This is a genomic window from Burkholderia sp. Ac-20345 (assembly GCF_017104825.1).
GTDB lineage: Bacteria > Pseudomonadota > Gammaproteobacteria > Burkholderiales > Burkholderiaceae > Burkholderia > Burkholderia lata_B.
This window is the reverse complement of the sequence record NZ_JAAGPO010000147.1, coordinates 1-20,623: the sequence shown is the minus strand read 5'-3', so window position 1 is coordinate 20,623 and position 20,623 is coordinate 1. Positions and strand designations below refer to the sequence as shown.

The following is a 20,623-nucleotide window of genomic DNA, read 5'->3' as shown; positions in this document are numbered from 1 at the left end:
AACGCTCGACGCCTCATTACGTTTTCAATTCAAAAAACTTTCATCGAGCGTCCTTACACTTCCGTCCAGTTTTCAATTTGCCTTCGCGAAGCTTGCCGACCGCCTGCTTCGCGAAGGCCATTCTTCCAACAACTGAAACTGGACTCCACATGCCCGCGTTGCCCAATGCTTCCCGTCGTCAGGCCCTGAAGATCCTCGCCGGCGCGCCGATGCTTCCCCTTTCCGGCCTCGCGCTGCCGGCCCTGCTGACGGGTTGCGGCGGCGACGACAATCCGGCGTCGACGCCGGCCCCGGTTGCCGCCGCGTACACGTCGGCGACGTTCTCGGCGATGGCCGCACCCACGCTCGACAACGCGGCCGCGATGGCCACGACGACGGTCGGCTCGACGCTGTCGGTGTCGTTCTCGGACGGCTCGGCGCGCAACTTCAAGCTCGCGTACCGGCCGTTCTTCGTGACGGGCGACCTGGTGCCGGACGGCAAGGGCGGCACGACGCTCGCAGGCGGCTACTACGACATCAACAACCAGCCGATCATCGACCGTTCGGTTGCCGGCAAGGAGCGCCAGTTCTATTCCGACTGCCCGGACGGCAGTTCGCTGCTGACGCTGAAGAACGCGAACGTGCCCGGCGTAAAGGGCAACACGGTGTTCGCCGTCGTGCAGTTCGAATACACGACGCGCGACCAGGCCAGCGCATCGCAGTACGGCCAGCTGCCGTCGCCGATCGCGGTGCTGACGCTCGACCAGGATCCGGCCAACGGCGCGCTGAAGGTCGTCAAGTACCACAACGTCGACACGTCGAAGGCGCACGGCCTGTGGATCACGTGCGGCGCGAGCCTGTCGCCGTGGGGCACGCACCTGTCGAGCGAAGAGTACGAGCCGGACGCGACCAAGGTCGCGACCGACGCGCAGTTCAAGGCGTTCAGCAAGAACACGTTCGGCGACGAGACGAAGGCGAACCCCTACCACTACGGCCACCTGCCCGAGATCACCGTGAATCCGGACGGCACGGGCACCGTAAAGAAACACTACTGCCTCGGCCGCATCTCGCACGAGCTGATCCAGGTGATGCCGGACCAGCGCACCGTGATGATGGGTGACGACGCCACCAACGGCGGCCTGTTCATGTTCGTCGCCGACAAGGCGGCCGACCTGTCGGCCGGCACGCTGTACGTCGCGAAGTGGACGCAGACGTCGTCCGCCGGCGCGGGCACCGCGACGCTCACGTGGATCAAGATCGGCCATGCAACGAGCAGCGAGATCGAAGCGCTCGCGAATACGCTGAAGGCGTCGGACATCATGGACCTGACGACCACCGACCCGAACGATGCGAGCTACACGAAGATCCACTTCGGCGGCAAGTTCAACTGGATGCGCGTGAAGACGGGGATGGAAAAGGCGGCCGCGTTCCTCGAGACGCACCGCTACGCGGCGCTGCTCGGCGGCAGCATGGGCTTCACGAAGCTCGAAGGCACGACCGTGAACGCGAAGGACAAGATCGTCTACACGGCGATGTCGCGGATCGAGACGTCGATGGTCAAGGGCAATGCGGTGTCGCGCGACGTCGCGGTCGACAAGAAGATCTCCGCGGGTGCCGTCTATGCGCTGAACCTGAAGGGCAGCCAGCGCGACACGACGAGCAGCGCAATCGACAGCGAATGGGTGCCGGTCGACATGGGCGCGCCGGCCGCGCTCGTCGGCGAGGATCTCGCCGCAGCCGACGGCCTCGGCAACCTCGCGAACCCGGACAAGATCGCGAACCCGGACAACCTGAAGTTCTCCGAAAAGCTGCGCACGCTCTTCATCGGCGAAGACTCGGGCATGCACGTGAACAACTTCCTGTGGGCCTACAACGTCGACACGAAGTCGCTCGTGCGCGTGCTGTCGTGCCCGGCCGGCGCCGAATCGACGGGCCTGCATGCGGTCGACGAGATCAACGGCTGGACGTACATCATGAGCAACTTCCAGCACGCGGGCGACTGGGAATCGCCGCTGCACGACAAGGTCAAGCCGACGCTCGATCCGCTCGTGCGCGCGAACTTCAAGGACCGCTTCGGCGCCAGCGTCGGCTACCTGACGGCCGAGCAGACCAGCATCAAGCTCGCGAAGGCCTGAGGGAGCCACGCGAGGAGGGCCAGCCCCCTTGGGCGCCCCTGACCAGGCGTCCTCTTCATCACCGTTCATTCGTCGGCGCTCCACGCCGTTTCATGCGCGATGCCCAATGCGGGCATCGCGCTTTTTTTTGCGCATGCGAATCACGCAAAGCGCGCGCGCAAACAGATACCGCCTGCGTTCAAACAGAGGGTTTTGACGATCGGGGGATAATACGGGCCTGACGCGTCCGGGCGGACGAGCAGAAAGACGGGCAAAAAAAAGCGCCACGGAGACCGTGGCGCTAAAAAAGTTCTAGCCATTCCGAGGGCCGTGCTAGAACCTGAGAGACTGCGCGAAACATCGTTGCCGGTTAAACTCTTGAAACGATGTTTCGAAAACGTGAGACATTCTTTCCGTTTCCGCCCGACAAGTCAAGCGGTATTTGCACCGGTTCATGCACTTTCTGGCAACGCTCATTTGAGCGTTTTCCTAATAAACCAAGGGTGAACCCGTAAAATCTCATCCAATGATCGGTTCGCCCGCAGAACATGCATCCTTTGACAATAGTCCTACAATACCAACAAAATTGAAATCGAGTTTCGGAATTAGAGAGAATCCCTCGTGTCGACAACTGTAACCTCTCCCGCGTTGCGGGACCGTGAATCGTCACCCGACGAGATCACCGCCCTCGCCCGCGGCCTCGCCGTGCTGCGTCGCATCGCGGCGGCCGACGCGCCCGTCAGCAACCGCGAACTGACCGAACTGACCGGCATCCCGAAGCCGACCGTCTCGCGCATCACCGCAACGCTCGTCAGCGCCGGCTTCCTGTTCCAGTTGCCCGACAGCGAGCGCTTCGTGCTCACCGCATCGGTACTCGAACTGAGCCACGGCTTCCTGCGCAACTTCGACATCCGCGCGCGTTCGCGGCCGTTCATGATCGAGCTGGCCGAACGCACGTCGCTGTCCGTGCACCTCGCGGTGCGAGACCGGCTCGACATGGTCGCGATCGACGTGATCCGGCCGCGCTCGGCCGTGCTCGTCACACGCCTCGAGATCGGCTCGCGGATGGACATCGCGCGCACCGCGGTAGGCCGCGCGTATCTTGCCGCACTCGAGGACGACGAACGCCGCCAGTTGCTCGAGTCGCTGCGCACGACGGCCGGCGACGACTGGCCGCATGTGTCCGCGCGCCTGACCCCCGCGCTGGACGACGCGATGCGCGACGGCCACGCAATCGCGATCGGCGAATGGCGCGAAGGCCTGAATGCCGTCGCGGCCGGTTTCGTCGGCCCGTCGGGCCAGCGCTATTCGGTGAATTGCGGTGGCGCGTCGCACCAGTGCCCGCCGGAATGGCTGCACGAACACGTGGTGCCCGCACTGCATGAATGCATCGCGAAAATCACGCGCGAAATCGGCGGCGCACCGGCCCGGCGCATCAGCGTGTAATCGTTTCGTCATCGCCCTGTCGCGTTCTGTAACGACCGTAACCCGTTGAAAGATAGACCACTGGACTGTAACGGGGACGGGACGTAGGATCATGCCCATCGTCGCGCCGCACTCGCGGTGCGCACCGCTCTTTTCCCGCGCAGACCGGCGGGGGCCCGGACCGAGCCGGGCGCCCTCTCCCGGCACCGCTCGCCCACGCGCAGCCCAGCAGTCCGATTTCCGGCCCGCCGCGCCGTCTCCCTGACAGATCACGATGGATAACGAACAAAAGCCCACGCCTCCTTCGAAAGACCCCGCGTCCCCCGCCGCGCGGCGCCCGCGCCGCACGCTGATGGCCAGCGCGGTCGCGGTCGTCGTCATCGGCGGCCTGCTGTGGTGGCATCCGTGGAACCGCACGCCGGCAGCCGGCAGCGGTGCGAACGGCGCGGGCGCAAGCGCCGCTGGTGGTGCCGGCGGCCACCGCGGCCGTGGCGGTCCCGCCGCGATGGCGAACGTTCCGCAGCCCGTGCAGGTCGCGACCGCGACGCAGGGCGAAATGCCGATCGTGCTGTCCGCGCTCGGCACCGTCACGCCGCTCGCGAACGTGACGGTCAAGACGCAACTGTCGGGCTACCTGCAGTCGGTCTCGTTCCAGGAAGGCCAGATCGTCAAGAAGGGCGACGTGCTCGCGCAGATCGACCCGCGCCCGTACCAGGTGTCGCTCGAGAACGCCGAAGGCACGCACGCGCGCGACTCCGCACTGCTCGCAACGGCCCGCCTCGACCTGAAGCGCTACCAGACGCTGCTGTCGCAGGACTCGATCGCGTCGCAGACCGTCGATACGCAGGCGTCGCTCGTCAAGCAATACGAAGGCGCGGTGAAGACCGACCAGGCCGCGATCGATTCCGCGAAGCTCAACCTCACGTATGCGCGCATCACCGCGCCGGTGTCGGGCCGCGTCGGCCTGCGCCAGGTCGACCCCGGCAACTACGTGACGCCGGGCGATACCAACGGCCTCGTCGTGATCACGCAGTTGCAGCCGATGAGCGTGATCTTCACGACGTCGGAAGACAACCTGCCGCAGATCCTCAAGCAGGTGAACGCGGGCCAGAAGCTGTCGGTCACCGCCTACAACCGCAACAACACGGTGCCGCTCGAGACGGGCTCGCTCGCGACGCTCGACAACCAGATCGACACGAGCACGGGCACGGTCAAGCTGCGCGCGAACTTCGATAACAAGGAAGGCATGCTGTTCCCGAATCAGTTCGTGAACACGCGCCTGCTCGTCGACGTGCTGCGCAATGCGACGATCGTGCCGACGTCCGCGGTGCTGACCGGCTCGATCGGCCAGTTCGTCTACATCGCGAAACCCGACAACACGGTGACGGTACGCAAGGTCACGATCGGCCCGGTCGACGGCGAACGCACGAGCATCGTCAGCGGCGTCTCGCTCGGCGAGCGCGTGGTGACCGACGGCTCCGACCGCCTGCGCGAAGGCGCGAAGATCTCGATCCCGGCAGACAAGCCGAAAGGCGCATCGGGCGCGCGCGGCGCCGGTACGGCGTCGGGGGCATCGGGCGCCGGCGGCCATCGCGGCGGACACAAGCACGGCGCGTCGCAGGCAGCGGCCTCCGCGGCCCAGTAACGCGCGGGCCGCTCGATGAATCCATCCCGCCTCTTCATTCTCCGGCCGGTCGGCACCGCCCTCCTGATGGCGGCGATCATGCTGGCCGGTCTCGTCGCGCTGCGCTTCCTGCCGCTCGCCGCGCTGCCGGAAGTCGACTATCCGACGATCCAGGTCCAGACCTTCTATCCGGGCGCGAGCCCGGAGGTGATGACCTCGTCGGTCACCGCGCCGCTTGAACGGCAGTTCGGGCAGATGCCGTCGCTGAACCAGATGTCGTCGCAAAGCTCGGCCGGCTCGTCCGTGATCACGCTGCAGTTCTCGCTCGACCTGCCGCTCGACATCGCCGAACAGGAAGTGCAGGCCGCGATCAACGCGGCCGGCAACCTGCTGCCGTCCGACCTCCCTGCCCCGCCGATCTACGCGAAGGTCAACCCGGCCGACGCGCCGGTGCTGACGCTCGCCGTCAAGTCGAAGACGCTGCCGCTCACGCAGGTGCAGGATCTCGCCGACACGCGCCTCGCGATGAAGATCTCGCAGGTCGCGGGCGTGGGTCTCGTCAGCTTGTCGGGCGGCAACCGCCCGGCCGTGCGGATCCAGGCGAACCCGACCGCGCTCGCGCAGTACGGGATGAACCTCGACGACCTGCGCACGACGATCTCGAACCTGAACGTGAACACGCCGAAGGGCAATTTCGACGGCCCGACGCGCGCATACACGATCAACGCGAACGACCAGCTCACGAGCGCCGACCAGTACAACAGCGCGGTCGTCGCCTACAAGAACGGCCGCCCGGTGATGCTCACCGACGTCGCGACGGTCGTCGCCGGCTCCGAGAACACCAAGCTCGGCGCGTGGGTGAATTCCGACCCGGCGATCATCCTGAACGTGCAGCGTCAGCCTGGCGCGAACGTGATCCAGACGGTCGACGCGATCAAGGCGCAATTGCCGAAGCTGCAGGAAACGCTGCCGGCCGCGCTCGACGTGGAGATCGTCACCGACCGCACGACGATGATCCGCGCCGCCGTGCGCGACGTGCAGTTCGAACTGCTGCTCGCGGTCGGGCTGGTCGTGCTGGTGATGTACCTGTTCCTCGCGAACATCTACGCGACGATCATCCCGAGCCTGTCGGTGCCGCTGTCGCTGATCGGCACGCTCGCGGTGATGTACCTGGCCGGCTTCTCGCTGAACAACCTGTCGCTGATGGCGCTCACCATCGCGACCGGCTTCGTGGTCGACGATGCGATCGTGATGATCGAGAACATCGCGCGCTACGTCGAGGAAGGCGAAACGGGGCTCGAGGCCGCGCTGAAGGGCTCGAAGCAGATCGGCTTCACGATCATCTCGCTGACGGTATCGCTGATCGCGGTGCTGATCCCGCTGCTGTTCATGGGTGACGTGGTCGGGCGCCTGTTCCATGAATTCGCGATCACGCTCGCGGTGACGATCGTGATCTCGGCGATCGTGTCGCTCACGCTCGTGCCGATGATGTGCGCGAAGCTGCTGCGCCATTCGCCGCCGCCCGAGAGCCATCGCTTCGAGGCACGCGTGCACCAGGCAATCGACTGGGTGATCGCGCGCTACGCGGTCGCGCTCGAATGGGTGCTGAACCGCCAGCGCTCGACGCTCGTCGTCGCGCTGCTGACGCTCGCGCTGACGGGCCTGCTGTACGTCTACGTGCCGAAGGGCTTCTTCCCCGCGCAGGATACCGGCGTGATCCAGGCGATCACGCAGGCGCCGCAGTCGATCTCGTACGGCGCGATGGCCGAGCGCCAGCAGGCGCTCGCGGCCGAGATCCTTAAGGATCCGAACGTCGAGAGCCTCACGTCGTTCATCGGCGTCGACGGCAGCAACATCACGCTGAACAGCGGCCGGATGCTGATCAACCTGAAAGCGCGCGACGAACGCTCCGAGACGGCCGCGCAGATCATCCGCGACCTGCAGCACCGCGTCGCGAACATCACCGGCATCTCGCTCTTCATGCAGTCGGTGCAGGACCTGACGATCGACTCGACCGTCAGCCCGACGCAGTACCAGTTCATGCTGACGAGCCCGAACTCGGAAGAATTCGCGACCTGGGTGCCGAAGCTCGTCGCGCGGCTGCAGCAGGAGCCGTCGCTCGCCGACGTCGCGACCGACCTGCAGAGCAATGGCCAATCCGTCTACATCGAGATCGACCGTCCGAGCGCCGCGCGCTTCGGCATCACGCCGGCGACCGTCGACAACGCGCTGTACGACGCGTTCGGCCAGCGCATCGTGTCGACGATCTTCACGCAGTCGAACCAGTACCGCGTGATTCTCGAGTCCGAGCCGAAGGAGCAGCACTACGCGCAATCGCTGAACGACATCTACCTGCCGTCGGCGGGCGGCGGCCAGGTGCCGCTGTCGTCGATCGCGTCGTTCCACGAGCGGCCGTCGCCGCTCCTGGTCGCGCACCTGTCGCAGTTCCCGTCGACCACCATCTCGTTCAACCTCGCGGCCGGCGCGTCGCTCGGCGAGGCGGTCAAGGCGATCGACACCGCCGAGAAGGACATCGGGCTGCCCGCGTCGTTCCAGACGCGCTTCCAGGGCGCGGCGCTCGCGTTCCAGGCGTCGCTGTCGAACCAGCTGTTCCTGATCCTCGCCGCGGTCATCACGATGTACATCGTGCTCGGCGTGCTGTACGAGAGCTACATCCACCCGATCACGATCCTGTCGACGCTGCCGTCGGCCGGCGTCGGCGCGCTGCTCGCGCTGATGATCACCGGGCACGACCTCGACATCATCGGGATCATCGGCATCGTGCTGCTGATCGGCATCGTGAAGAAGAACGCGATCATGATGATCGACTTCGCGCTCGAGGCCGAACGCGTCGAAGGCAAGCCGCCGCGCGAGGCGATCTACCAGGCGTGCCTGCTGCGCTTCCGGCCGATCCTGATGACGACGCTCGCCGCACTGCTCGGCGCGGTGCCGCTGATCGTCGGCTCCGGCGCCGGCTCCGAGCTGCGCCAGCCGCTCGGGATCGCGATCGCCGGCGGCCTGATCGTGTCGCAGGTGCTGACGCTGTTCACGACGCCCGTGATCTATCTCGGCTTCGACTCGCTCGCGCGCCGCGTGCGCGGCTGGTTCGAACGCCACGGCCCGCAAGCCGGCACGCGCACGGATGCGTAAGCGATGAACCTGTCGCGCCCCTTCATCACCCGCCCCGTCGCGACGACGCTGCTCGCGATCGGCGTCGCGCTCGCGGGCCTGTTCGCATTCGTCAAGCTGCCGGTGTCGCCGCTGCCGCAGGTCGACTTCCCGACGATCTCGGTACAGGCGTCGCTGCCCGGCGCAAGCCCCGAGACCGTCGCGACCAGCGTGACGAGCCCGCTCGAGCGGCACCTCGGCTCGATCGCCGACGTCTCGGAAATGACGTCGACGAGCACGGTCGGCAATGCGCGGATCACGCTGCAGTTCGGCCTGAACCGCGACATCGACGGCGCCGCGCGCGACGTGCAGGCCGCGATCAACGCGGCACGCGCCGACCTGCCCGCCGCGCTGAAGAGCAACCCGACCTACCGCAAGGTCAACCCGGCCGACTCGCCGATCATGATCGTGTCGCTGACGTCGGAGACCTCGTCGCCCGCGAAGCTGTACGACTCCGCATCGACGGTGCTGCAGCAGTCGCTGTCGCAGATCGACGGGATCGGCCAGGTCTCGGTGAGCGGCTCCGCGAACCCGGCCGTGCGCGTCGAGCTCGAGCCGCAAGCGCTGTTCCACTACGGGATCGGCCTCGAGGACGTGCGCGCGGCGCTCGCCTCCGCGAACGCCAACGCGCCGAAGGGTGCGATCGAGTTCGGCCCGCAGCACTACCAGCTGTATACGAACGACCAGGCATCCCAGGCGTCGCAATACCGCGACCTCGTCGTCGCGTATCGCAACGGCGCGGCCGTGCGGCTGTCCGACCTGTCCGACGTCGTCGATTCGGTCGAGGATCTGCGCAACCTCGGCCTGTCGAACGGCAAGCGCGCGGTGCTCGTGATCCTCTACCGCTCGCCCGGCGCGAACATCATCGACACGATCGATCGCGTGCGCGCGGCACTGCCGCAGCTCACCGCGTCGCTGCCCGCCGACATCACGGTCACGCCGGTGCTCGACCGCTCGACCACCATTCGCGCGTCGCTGAAGGACACCGAGCACACGCTGCTGATCGCGGTCAGCCTCGTCGTGATGGTCGTGTTCCTGTTCCTGCGCAACTGGCGCGCGACGCTGATCCCGAGCGTCGCGGTGCCGATCTCGATCATCGGCACGTTCGGCGCGATGTACCTGCTCGGCTTCTCGATCGACAACCTGTCGCTGATGGCGCTGATCGTCGCGACCGGCTTCGTCGTCGACGATGCGATCGTCGTGCTCGAGAACATCTCGCGGCACATCGAGAACGGCAAGTCGCGGATGCAGGCCGCGTTCGACGGCGCGCGCGAGGTCGGCTTCACGGTGCTGTCGATGAGTATTTCGCTCGTCGCGGTGTTCCTGCCGATCCTGCTGATGGGCGGCATCGTCGGGCGCCTGTTCCGCGAGTTCGCGCTGACGCTGTCGCTCGCGATCGCCGTCTCGCTCGCGGTGTCGCTCACGGTCACGCCGATGATGTGCGCGCGCCTGCTGCCCGAGTCGCACGAACCGCAGAGCGAAGGCCGCTTCGCGCGATTCCTGGAACGCTGTTTCAGCCGCATGCAGCGCGGCTACGAGCGCTCGCTGTCGTGGGCGCTGCGCCGGCCGTTGCTGATCCTGCTGACCCTGTTCGCGACGATCGGGCTGAACGTCTACCTGTATATCGTCGTACCGAAGGGCTTCTTCCCGCAGCAGGACACCGGGCTGATGATCGGCGGCATCCAGGCCGACCAGTCGACGTCGTTCCAGGCGATGAAGCTGAAGTTCTCCGAGATGATGCGGATCGTGCAGAGCAACCCGAACGTGAAGAGCGTCGCGGGCTTCACCGGCGGCACGCAGACCAACTCGGGCTTCATGTTCGTCACGCTGAAGGATCGCACCGAGCGCAAGCTGTCGGCCGACCAGGTGATCCAGCAGCTGCGCCCGCCGCTGGCGGACGTCGCCGGCGCACGCACGTTCCTGCAGGCGGCGCAGGACATCCGCGTCGGCGGCCGGCAGAGCAACGCGCAGTACCAGTTCACGCTGCTCGGCGATTCGAGCGCCGACCTGTACAAGTGGGGGCCGATCCTGACCGAGGCGCTGCAGAAGCGCCCCGAGCTGACCGACGTGAACTCGGACCAGCAGCAAGGCGGCCTCGAGGCGATGGTGACGATCGACCGCGCGACGGCCGCGCGCTTCGGCATCAAGCCCGCGCAGATCGACAACACGCTGTACGACGCGTTCGGCCAGCGCCAGGTCTCGACGATCTACAACCCGCTGAACCAGTACCACGTCGTGATGGAAGTCGCGCCGAAGTACTGGCAGAGCCCCGAGATGCTGAACCAGGTGTGGGTCAGCACGTCGGGCGGCAGCGCGAATGGCTCGCAGACCACCAACGCGGCCGCCGGCACCTACGCCGCAACCTCCGCCGGCACATCGAGCGCCGGCACGGCCACGCAGAGCGCCGCGGCGATCGCGTCCGACTCCGCGCGCAACCAGGCGCTCAACTCGATCGCGGCGAGCGGCAAGTCGAGCGCGTCGTCGGGTGCGTCGGTGTCGACGTCGAAATCGACGATGATCCCACTGTCGGCGATCGCGACGTTCGGGCCGAGCACGACACCGCTGTCGGTCAACCACCAGGGGCTGTTCGTCGCGACGACGATCTCGTTCAACCTGCCGCCCGGCGTGTCGCTGTCGCAGGCGACGCAGGTGATCTACCAGACGATGGCGCAGGTCGGCGTCCCGCCGACCATCGTCGGCAGCTTCCAGGGCACCGCGCAGGCGTTCCAGCAGTCGATGAACGACCAGCCGATCCTGATCCTCGCGGCGCTGCTGGCCGTCTACATCGTGCTCGGGATCCTGTACGAGAGCTACATCCACCCGATCACGATCCTGTCGACGCTGCCGTCGGCCGGTGTCGGCGCGCTGCTCGCGCTGCTGCTGTTCAAGACCGAGTTCAGCATCATCGCGCTGATCGGCGTGATCCTGCTGATCGGTATCGTGAAGAAGAACGCGATCATGATGGTCGACTTCGCGATCGACCAGACGCGCAACAACCAGAAGTCGTCGTTCGACGCGATCCACGAGGCCTGCCTGCTGCGCTTCCGCCCGATCATGATGACGACGATGGCCGCACTGCTGGGCGCGCTGCCGCTCGCGTTCGGCAGCGGCGACGGCGCCGAACTGCGCGCGCCGCTCGGGATCGCGATCGCCGGCGGCCTGATCGTGTCGCAGGTGCTGACGCTCTATACGACGCCGGTCGTCTACCTGTACATGGACCGCTTCCGCGTGTGGGGCGAGAAACGCCGTAACCGCCGCCGGAATACCGGCGGGCCGGCCGTCGCCGGGGAGTGATGAAAGCGGCCGCCCGGTGGGCGGCCGTTTTTTTGCGCTTGAACAGCCGCGACGATCGGCTATCGTGAGTCCATGCCCATCGCGGGGCCCTTCACGGGGACACACCATGAACGTCCAGCTCAACCATACGATCGTCTGGTGCCGCGACAAGCGTGCGTCGAGCCGCTTCCTCACCGAGCTTCTGGAATTGCCGCCGCCGACGCCGTTCGGCCCGATGCTGGTCGTCCCGCTCGGCAACGGCGTGTCGCTCGATTTTTACGAACAGGCGGGAGAGATCGCGTCGCAGCATTACGCGTTCCTGCTCGACGAAGCCGGCTTCGATCGTGTGCTGGCGCGCATCCGCGAGCGGGGGCTGGCGCACTGGGCCGATCCCGCGAAACGGCAACCGGATGACATCTACCGCCACAACGGCGGCCGCGGCGTGTACTTCGACGATCCGGACGGCCACTTCCTAGAAGTGATGACACAGCCCTATGTGCTGAACGGCTAGTTCCGCTGGCAGGCCGGCGTTGCGCCGGCCGGTATTGTGCGGTGCGGGGCCGGGCCTGGGTGTCGGCCTGTTGCGGACGACACCCGAGGCCGGCGGCCGCCGTTACTCGGCCGCTGGTGTCGTCTTGCGCGGACGCCGTGCGCGCGGTGCCGCCTTGCGGGCCGGTTTCTTCGGCTTGGCTTCGGCAGGCGCGTCGACCGCCGCCTCGGCAGGCGCCGCAGCCGCCTCACCGCCGACCTCGCCGGCCGCCAGCTCGGCGTGCGTCACTGCGGCGTGGCGCTCGTCGCCCTGCTCCGCGTCGCGATGCGTATCGCCCGCATGCTTGCCGTGCGCGTGCTTGTCGCCACCGTGTTTCGCCGCACCATGCCCGGCGTCGTCCGGGTTCCCGGCCGCCTGACGGCTTGCGCTCTTCGCGGCGGCGCCCTTCTTCGCGCCGGTCTTCTTCGCCGTGCTCTTGCGTGCACGCTTGCGGCCATCCTTCGCATCGCCGTGCGCCTCGGCCACTTCCACCGCTTCGGTCGCTTCAGCCGGCACGACTGCCGCGGCTTCGGCGGCTTCGGCCATCAACGCGTCTTCGGCCTCGACCTGCACGGTTTCGTGTACGACCGCTTCCGCCCGCTGCTCGCGACGTCGCGATTCACGCCCGGCGCGTGCCGGCTCCGCCGCACGCGCCCCGTGGTGCGTGCCATGGTGTGCGACACCGCCTTCGCCGGCCTGCGCAGCCTGCTCCGCGGCCACCGACTGGCGTGCCCGCGACACGAACGCGCCCGACTTGTCGTCACGCCCCACTTCGAGCAGGCCCCGCGCCTGCGCCTCGTCGAGCAGGTTGCCGAACGCGCGGAACCCGTAGTACGACTCGTTGAAATCCGGCTTGCGACGCTTGATCGCGCTCTTGAGCACCGACGCCCAGATCTTGCCGACGTCGTCCCGCTCCGACGCGAGTGCATCGAACGTCTCGACCGCCAGCGCGATCGCCTCGGCCTTGCGCACGTCCAGGTCGTGCTTGCGCGACGGCTCGTCCGGCCGCTTCGCGCCGCCGTTGCCCGCGCGCTGCTGCTGTTCGCGCTTCGCGAGCGCGCGCTGCTGCTCGCGTACCAGATCGTCGTAGAAAATGAATTCGTCGCAGTTCGCCACCAGCAGGTCCGACGTCGATTTCTTCACGCCGACGCCGATCACCTTCTTCGCGTTCTCGCGCAGCTTCGACACCAGCGGCGAAAAATCCGAGTCTCCGCTGATGATCACGAACGTATCGACGTGCGACTTCGTGTAGCAGAGGTCGAGCGCGTCGACCACGAGCCGGATGTCGGCCGAGTTCTTGCCCGACTGGCGCACGTGCGGAATCTCGATCAGTTCGAAGCTCGCCTCGTGCATCGACGCCTTGAAGCCCTTGTAGCGATCCCAGTCGCAATAAGCCTTCTTCACGACGATGCTGCCCTTCAGCAGCAAGCGCTCCAGCACGGGCTTGATGTCGAACTTCTCGTACTTCGCGTCGCGCACGCCGAGCGCGACGTTCTCGAAGTCGCAGAACACGGCCATGCTGACGTTGTCCAGGGGTAATGCCATGTGTACTCCAACCAGTGGGCCGATGCGTTGTATGACGTAGCGGCGAAAAATGCATCGCGCACATGATAGCCGGTCGGCGCGTCATTCCCGCATCCATGTGAGTGAATGACGGCTGGAATGCCGGTGGTGGTGGCGCCGCTGCGGATCGCGTGCCCGCGCCGGGCAACCCCGGCTGGCGCCCGATGCCGGTATGCCCGCTGCCGGTACGCCCCTTAATACGCACCCGCCGCAGGGGCAAATCGACATTACACTTGAGTTATCGGTCGTCCGTCCCTATCTGGAAGGATGACGCATCGAGCAAGGAGCGGTTTCATGACGACGAAGGTACTGCTGATTGGCGCGACCGGCCGAACGGGCCAGGCCTGCGCGGATCTGCTGCTCAAGCAGCCGGAGTTCGAGGTCACGGCGCTCGTGCGCCGGCACGGCTATGCGCTGGCGGGCGCACGGGTAGTCGAGGCCGACCTGACGAACGATTTCTCGCACGCATTCCAGGGCATCTCGCACGTGATCTACGCAGCCGGCTCGGCCGAAACGGAAGGCGCGGCCGAAGAGGAGCAGGTCGACCGCGACGCGGTTGCTCGCGCGGCCGAATACGCGCTGGCTTACAACGCGCAGAAGCTCGTGGTGATCAGCTCGCTGTCCGCCTACCAGCCCGAGCTCGGCCCGGACGCGCTGCACCATTATTCGCAGATGAAGCGCGAAGGCGACGATCGCGTGATCGCGTCGGGCGTCGACTACGCGATCCTGCGGCCCGGCCCGCTCACGGACGTTCCGGGCGTCGGCAAGATCGCGCTGACCGATGCGTGGTTCGAAGGCGCCCCGCCCGTGTCGCGCCAGGATGTGGCCTGGGCCGCGATCGAGGCGATCAAGCTCGGGATCTCGCGCAAGGTCGTCGGCTTCGTCGGCGGCAGCGTGCCGATCGAGCAGGCGTTGCGCGCCTAGCGGCCCCGCACGCACCGCCGCTCGGCGGCGCGTCGTTCCGTACCGGCGGCCCGCACGACGGGCCGCTCTGGCGCGCGCGGCGCCGGGCTTACTGCTTCGGATGCGCGTCGGCCCACGCCTTCACGGCGGCGAGCGTGTTCTCGACGTGCTTGTCGGGCGACATGCTCGTGTATTCGTAGAGAACCTTCCCTTCCGGCGAGATCACGTAGGACACGCGGTTCGCGCGGTCGATCGCCGGCAGCTTCGCATCGTATTCCCGGATGATCTTCGCGTCCGGATCGGCCGCGACCGGGAACTTGCTCCGGCACTCGCTCACCGAGAACTTCGTCAGCGTGTCGATCTTGTCAGCCGATACACCGATCACCGTCGCGCCGTAAGCCTTGTAACGGTCGACCGCATCCGCGAACGCGTGCGCCTCGATCGTGCAGCCCTTCGTGAACGCGGCCGGGTAGAAATACAGCACGACCGGCCCCTGCTTCAGCGCGTCCGCGAGCGAGTACGTGTAAGTCTTGCCGCCCAGCGACGCCTGCGTCGTGAAATCGGGCGCCGCGGCACCCGGCTTCAATTCCGCCTGCGCCATCAGTGCATGGCCGCCCACCAGCGCCGCCACGGCGGCGCCCAGCAACAGTTTTCGCTTCATCTGCGTCCTCATTTCTTATAAAGTCAGCCTCGATGTAGGCCATGCCAGCGTTCGCCTGTCGAACACCCGCGTGACCGATCCGGTCCAGCGGCAACGCCATCCGCGGCCGGTCCGTTAAAGATTCCGCACAGTCTGCCGTTATTCCTTCCGGACAACCGGTTCCAGCCCTTCACGTCAGCGAGAAACATGGAAGCCAACAGGAAACAGACGTCACGCAAGGGCTCCTGGCGCAGCGCCTTGCATACGCTGCGCCGCTTCGCCTGGTCGGGCGGCGCGCTGATGCCCGCGCGCGCCGGCGCGCCGCGCCGCGACGACTCCGTGCGCAACTGGCTGGAACAGACGGTCGGCACGGTGGATTTCCTCGCCCATGTCGACCGCGAGCTGCGCTTTCTGTACGTGTCCGACGCAAGCCTGCGCTTCATCGGCTACCACCGCGACTACCTGCACACGCTGACGCTGCGCGACCTGATCGCCGAACAGGATACCGCGGCGCTCGAAGGCCTGCTTGCACGCGCCGCACGTTCCGGCCAGGTCGAGAAGGCGACGATGTGCATCGTCAAGTCGCTCACCTACCCGCTGGACGTCGAGATCCGCGCGTTCAAGAGCCGCCACCACGGGGTCGACGGGTTCGCGATCGCGGCGTTCGACGTGTCGTCGTGGCGTGCGCTCGAGGCGCGCCTGACCTACGAAATGCACCACGACCCGATGACGGGGCTCGACAACCTGTCCGCGCTCGTGCCCGCGCTGATGCGCGCGCAGCAGGCCGCCGACGAGGACGGCACCTGCGCGGCGCTGCTGCTGCTCGACCTCGACGACTACCAGCGGATCAACCGCGCGCTCGGCTACGACGCGGGCGACATGCTGCTGCGCGAGACCGCACAGCGGCTGAAGGCGCTCGTCACGCCGAACGAGCAGCTCGCGCGCGTCGCGAGCGACAAGTTCGCGGTCGTGCTCGGCGCGCCGGACCGCACGCAGGCGAGCAATGCCGCCGACGCGCTCGCGCGCCGGCTGCAGGCCGCGGTGCGCGAGCCCTACGTATTCCAGGGGCAGACCGTGCACCTGTCCGCGAGCATCGGCATCGCGCTCTACCCTGACGAGCGCGCGGTGCCGCATCGCGCGCAGCACCACAGCCCGCTGCTGCGCCGCGCCGACCACGCGCTCGCGCAAGCGAAGGCATCGGGCGGCAACGCGCTCGCGTTCCACGCGCCCGTCGACGATCCGGCCGACGCCGAACGGCTGAAGCTCGAGGCCGACCTGTACGACGGCGTGCGCAACGGCGAGTTTTCGCTCCATTTCCAGCCGATCACGCGCAGCCAGTCGGGCGCGGTGGTCGGCGTCGAGGCGCTGATCCGCTGGCGCCATCCGGTGCATGGCCTCGTGCCGCCCGCGACCTTCATTCCGCTCGCCGAATCGATCGGCCTGATCAACTATCTCGGCAACTGGGTGCTCAAGGCCGCGTGCATGCAGCTCGTCGCCTGGGACCGCCAGGGGCTCGCGCTGCAGTATGTGGCGGTCAACGTGTCGCCGCAGCAGTTTCGCGACCCGCGCTTCACGCAGAGCGTGCGCGAGGCGATCGCGTTGACGGGCATCGACCCGCGCCGCATCGTGCTCGAGATCACCGAAAGCCTGCTGATGCACGATCCCGCACAGGCGAAGGGGCTGCTCGAGGAGCTGACCGATCTCGGCATCCGCTTCGCGATCGACGATTTCGGCACCGGCTATTCGAGCCTCGCCTATCTGCAGCGCTTCCCGCTCGCGAAGCTGAAGATCGACCGCAGTTTCGTCGAGAACCTGCTGACCTCGCGCAACGACCGCGCGATCGTGTCGGCCGTGGTCGGCCTCGCGCAGACGCTCGATCTCGAGCTCGTCGCGGAAGGCGTCGAGACCGAGGCGCAGCGCGAATTGCTGACGGAGATGGGCTGCAACCATATCCAGGGCTGGCTCGTCTGCCAGGCGCTGCCGTCCGAGGAGCTCGCCCGACGCTTCGAGGCGCAGCAGCTGCACCTGCACGCCGCCGCCTGACGCGCGCGGCGAACCGGACAGATCCGTATGTCAACCACCGAATACCTGCCCCGCACCGCATTGCTCGACAAGCTGTGGGCCCGGATGAACGAACGGGGCGATTTCCCGCTGCTGTCGGAATCGCTGCGCGCGACGATGGCCGCGATGAAGAACGACGATCTCGACTTCACCGCGCTCGTGCGCGTCGTGCTGTCGGACTTCGCGCTCACGCAGAAAGTGCTGCGGCTTGCGAACTCCGCGATGTACATGGCGTTCGGCGGCAACATCACGACCGTGACCCGCGCCCTGATGGTGCTCGGCATGGACGCCGTCGGCCATCTGGTCGTCGGGCTCAAACTCGTCGACCATTTCCACCACAGTACGCCGCGGCGCATCGATGCGAAGCTCGAACTGAACCGCGCGCTGCTGTCCGGCTGTGTCGCGCGCAAGCTCACCGAACGCGCCGAGTTGCGCGCAGGCGAGGAAGCCGTCGTCTGCACGCTGATGCGCCAGGTCGGCAAGCTGCTCGTGGTCTGCTATCTCGACAGCGAATGGGACCGGATCCGCCGCCGCGCGGCCGAACTGAACGGCGACGAAGCAGCCGCCTGCATCGATGTGCTCGGCGTCGGCTTCGACGAGATCGGGCTCGAGGCGGCCGCGCGCTGGCGCTTGCCCGACGTGATCCGCGCGGGGATGGCCGACCACGACCACGTGGTGCACACCGACGCGTTCGGCAACGAAGAGGACGACCGCGACGCAGACCATGCGACCGATGACGGCCCGGCCGACCGCGTCCGCTGGCTGCGCGCGATCAGCCGCTGCTCGACCGACGTCGCAGGCGCGCTCGTGATGCCCGCAAGCCCGCAACGCGACGCGCGCATCGCGGCGCTCGCGCAGCACTACGGCGCGGAACTCGACATGGAATCCGACGCGCTCGTCGAGATCGCCGAGCGGCTCGCGCGCGAGGAAGCGAGCGACACCATGATGCGCGAGATCGTCGAGCTGCGCGCGAACGCCGATGCGATCGCGCGCGCGCAGGCCGAGCCCGAGGCGTGCCTCGAAGCCGGCCTCGCGGACCTGCGCGCGCTGCCGTCCGAGCACGTGCTCACGCCCGTGCTCGCGCTCGCGTCGGAAAGCCTGCTGGCCGGCCTCGCGTTCACGCGCACCGTGATGTTCGTGCGTCACGACGACGGCATGTTCGCCGCGCGCCTCGGCTTCGGCCCCGGCGTCGATACGACGCTCGACCGGCTGCGCTTCGACGAGCGCTTCGAGCCGGACGTGTTTCATCTCGCGATCTCGAACTCGGTCGGCATCTTCATCGAGCAGGCGCAGGAGCCGAAGATGCTCAAGCGCCTGCCCGCGTGGTATCTCGATGCATTCGACGACACGCGCGCATTCGTGCTGCTGCCCGTGCGCGTCGGCACGACGACCGTCGCGCTGCTGTACGGCGACTGGGCCGGCGCGCAGCCTGCGCGCAAGATCACGCAGCAGGAGATGGCCGTGCTCAACGAGCTCGCGCGCGAACTGGGCCGGTTCTTTCCGGCCTGACGCGGCCCCCGGCCGCTGTCCACGCCGCTTTCCCGCCTCCAAAAACAAACCGGCCGCATCAGCGGCCGGTTTGCTTGCATCGTGCGATCGAACGCTACGCTTACTTGAGCGTCACGGGCACGCTGAAGTACTTCTTCGCGAGGTTGTCGATCGTGCCGTCGGCCTTCAGTTCCTTCAGCGCCTGGTCGAGCGCGGTCTTCAGCGCCGCGTCGTTCTTGCGCAGGCCGAAGCCGACGCCCGAGCCGAGGATCTCGGCATCGCTCACGGTACCGCCCGCGAACGCGAAGCCCTGGCCTTGCGGCTTCGACAGGAAGCCCTTCGAACCCGCTTCCGCGTCCTGGAACGTCGCGTCGAGACGGCCCGACTTCAGGTCGGCGTAGGCCAGGTCCTGCGTCTGGTACGGCACGACTTCGACGCCTGCCGGCGCCCACTTCTTCTTCGCGTACGCTTCCTGGATCGTGCCCTGCAGCACGCCGACGCGCTTGCCCTTCAGCGATTGCGGGGTCGGCAGCAGGCCCGTGCCCTGCTTCGCGATCAGCTGGTTCGGAATCGTGTAGATCGGATCGGTGAACGCGATCGCATGCTTGCGCTGGTCGGTAATCGTCATGTCCGAGTTGATCGCGTCGAACTTGCGCGCCTGCAGCGCCGGGATCAGGCCGTCGAAGTCGTTCTCGACCCACACGCACTTCGTCTTCAGCTTCGCGCACACCGCGTTGCCGATGTCGATGTCGAAGCCGGTCAGCTTGCCGTCGGGCGTCTTGTATTCGAACGGCGCGTACGAGGCCTCGACGCCGAAACGGATCTCTTTCAGATCCGCTGCCATCGCGCTGCCTGCCGCCACGGCCGACGCCACCACCACCGCATGCGCGGCCACTTTACGCCAATCCAACTTCATCAGGTGTTCTCCTCGATACTCGAATGTTCCGGAACTACGGGCGCATGCATCATTGCAGGGTCGGATGACCACGGCAATGCCGCCGCCGCGCCGTGATGCGGCGCAACAGCCGCAAGGCCGCGATTGTACCAATCCGCGCGGCCCGATATGGCAAAGCAGCCGCCGGCACGTGATGCTGCACTGCGTGCGCCGACGTCAGCCGGGCTACCCATCGAACTTGCAAGACGATGTCGCAAATACGCAAGCGCGCCGCGCGGGCCTTCTGCGCGGCATGCGGACGTAATCTCAAAAATGGAATGGTTGCCGGGCGATGCGCGGGCCGCGGATCGCCGCGGCCACGCGCAATCGGTCACCGTCAGACGAGCGCCGCGACCGTCTCGCGGGTCGTGTCGATGACGAGCAGGCCCGCGCGCAAACCCGGCTTCACCGTCGGATTCGGGAACACGATGCGCTCCTCGTCGTGCTTCACCGTGTAGCGGTAGTCGCCGTCCTGCGCGAGCACCGTGCCGCGTACGAACGCGGTGAAGTTCGCGACGTCGGCCGCGACGAACAGCTCGAGCGCGTCGCTCTGCTTCGTGATCTGGTCGATCACCGTGAAGACGCGCGGCAACGACGGCTGGCCGCCCCGAGCGTTAGCATCACGAGCGGCGCCCGACACGAGCTTGCGCACCGCGCGGTCGGCCGGCGCGAAGCGCGTCAGGTCGTTCTGGCCGAACGGGCGCACCTTGCCGAGTTCCAGCGTGCACGCGAGCGCGCCGCAGTGCTCGGCCGTGAAATGCGAATACGTGTTGCCCTTCGCGGTATGCAGCAGCACGGCCGCGATCTGCGCGTCGCCGAGCCATTCGAACATCGTGCGCGTCGGCGGCATGCCCGTGTGCGGCAACAGCGCGAACTGCTCGAACACCGATGCGCGGATCGCCGTATGCATGTCGATGTGCCA

13 protein-coding genes are annotated in these 20,623 nt (G+C 67.0%); 9 read left to right on the top strand and 4 right to left on the bottom strand.

Going from position 1 to position 20,623, the window contains the following annotated elements:
• Positions 1 to 149 precede the first annotated feature (149 nt).
• The 6 genes from G3O06_RS34260 to G3O06_RS34235 all read left to right on the top strand — a co-directional run bounded on the left by G3O06_RS34260 (position 150) and on the right by G3O06_RS34235 (position 12,094).
• Positions 150 to 2,114 (top strand): alkaline phosphatase PhoX, encoded by a 1,965-nt coding sequence (locus G3O06_RS34260; RefSeq protein WP_205818856.1) that lies wholly within the window; start codon positions 150 to 152, stop codon positions 2,112 to 2,114.
• A 600-nt stretch (positions 2,115 to 2,714) separates the two neighbouring features.
• The gene (locus G3O06_RS34255) at positions 2,715 to 3,539 is read left to right on the top strand and encodes an IclR family transcriptional regulator (protein ID WP_174973202.1); all 825 of its coding nucleotides are present in this window, start codon (positions 2,715 to 2,717) and stop codon (positions 3,537 to 3,539) included.
• Positions 3,540 to 3,792: 253 nt separating this feature from the next.
• Positions 3,793 to 5,163 (top strand): MdtA/MuxA family multidrug efflux RND transporter periplasmic adaptor subunit, encoded by a 1,371-nt coding sequence (locus tag G3O06_RS34250; protein WP_205818855.1) that lies wholly within the window; start codon positions 3,793 to 3,795, stop codon positions 5,161 to 5,163.
• 15 nt (positions 5,164 to 5,178) lie between these two features.
• Positions 5,179 to 8,292: an MdtB/MuxB family multidrug efflux RND transporter permease subunit gene (locus tag G3O06_RS34245; protein ID WP_174973198.1), complete on the top strand. Its 3,114-nt coding sequence runs from the start codon at positions 5,179 to 5,181 to the stop codon at positions 8,290 to 8,292.
• A 3-nt stretch (positions 8,293 to 8,295) separates the two neighbouring features.
• Positions 8,296 to 11,604, top strand: a complete 3,309-nt coding sequence (locus tag G3O06_RS34240; RefSeq protein WP_205818854.1) for an efflux RND transporter permease subunit — start codon at positions 8,296 to 8,298, stop codon at positions 11,602 to 11,604.
• Between the two features lie 106 nt (positions 11,605 to 11,710).
• The gene (locus G3O06_RS34235; protein WP_174973195.1) at positions 11,711 to 12,094 is read left to right on the top strand and encodes a VOC family protein; all 384 of its coding nucleotides are present in this window, start codon (positions 11,711 to 11,713) and stop codon (positions 12,092 to 12,094) included.
• 102 nt (positions 12,095 to 12,196) lie between these two features.
• On the opposite strand, the gene G3O06_RS34230 is transcribed toward G3O06_RS34235, so the two are convergent.
• Complete coding sequence (locus G3O06_RS34230) at positions 12,197 to 13,657, bottom strand: NYN domain-containing protein (protein ID WP_205818853.1); 1,461 nt, start codon at positions 13,655 to 13,657, stop codon at positions 12,197 to 12,199.
• A gap of 312 nt (positions 13,658 to 13,969) precedes the next feature.
• Here G3O06_RS34230 and G3O06_RS34225 point away from each other — a divergent pair, with 312 nt between their 5' ends.
• Positions 13,970 to 14,599, top strand: coding sequence for an NAD(P)H-binding protein (locus G3O06_RS34225; protein WP_174915161.1), 630 nt, complete (start codon positions 13,970 to 13,972; stop codon positions 14,597 to 14,599).
• 88 nt (positions 14,600 to 14,687) lie between these two features.
• Here the strand turns inward: G3O06_RS34225 and G3O06_RS34220 are convergent, their stop codons facing one another.
• The gene (locus G3O06_RS34220) at positions 14,688 to 15,239 is read right to left on the bottom strand and encodes a peroxiredoxin (protein ID WP_174915160.1); all 552 of its coding nucleotides are present in this window, start codon (positions 15,237 to 15,239) and stop codon (positions 14,688 to 14,690) included.
• A gap of 279 nt (positions 15,240 to 15,518) precedes the next feature.
• Between G3O06_RS34220 and cdpA the strand changes: the two genes are divergently transcribed.
• Both cdpA and G3O06_RS34210 read left to right on the top strand, forming a co-directional pair.
• Positions 15,519 to 17,261, top strand: a complete 1,743-nt coding sequence (gene cdpA / locus G3O06_RS34215) for a sensor domain-containing phosphodiesterase (protein WP_205818858.1) — start codon at positions 15,519 to 15,521, stop codon at positions 17,259 to 17,261.
• Between the two features lie 27 nt (positions 17,262 to 17,288).
• Positions 17,289 to 18,788 carry an HDOD domain-containing protein gene (locus G3O06_RS34210; protein WP_174973190.1) on the top strand — a complete coding sequence of 500 codons (1,500 nt, stop codon included), beginning with the start codon at positions 17,289 to 17,291 and terminating at the stop codon, positions 18,786 to 18,788.
• Between the two features lie 100 nt (positions 18,789 to 18,888).
• Here G3O06_RS34210 and G3O06_RS34205 read toward each other — a convergent pair whose 3' ends face one another.
• The gene (locus tag G3O06_RS34205) at positions 18,889 to 19,683 is read right to left on the bottom strand and encodes an ABC transporter substrate-binding protein (protein WP_174973188.1); all 795 of its coding nucleotides are present in this window, start codon (positions 19,681 to 19,683) and stop codon (positions 18,889 to 18,891) included.
• A gap of 355 nt (positions 19,684 to 20,038) precedes the next feature.
• Positions 20,039 to 20,623, bottom strand: a 585-nt coding sequence (locus tag G3O06_RS34200) for a succinylglutamate desuccinylase (protein WP_205818852.1), incomplete at its 5' end; no start/stop codon positions are given.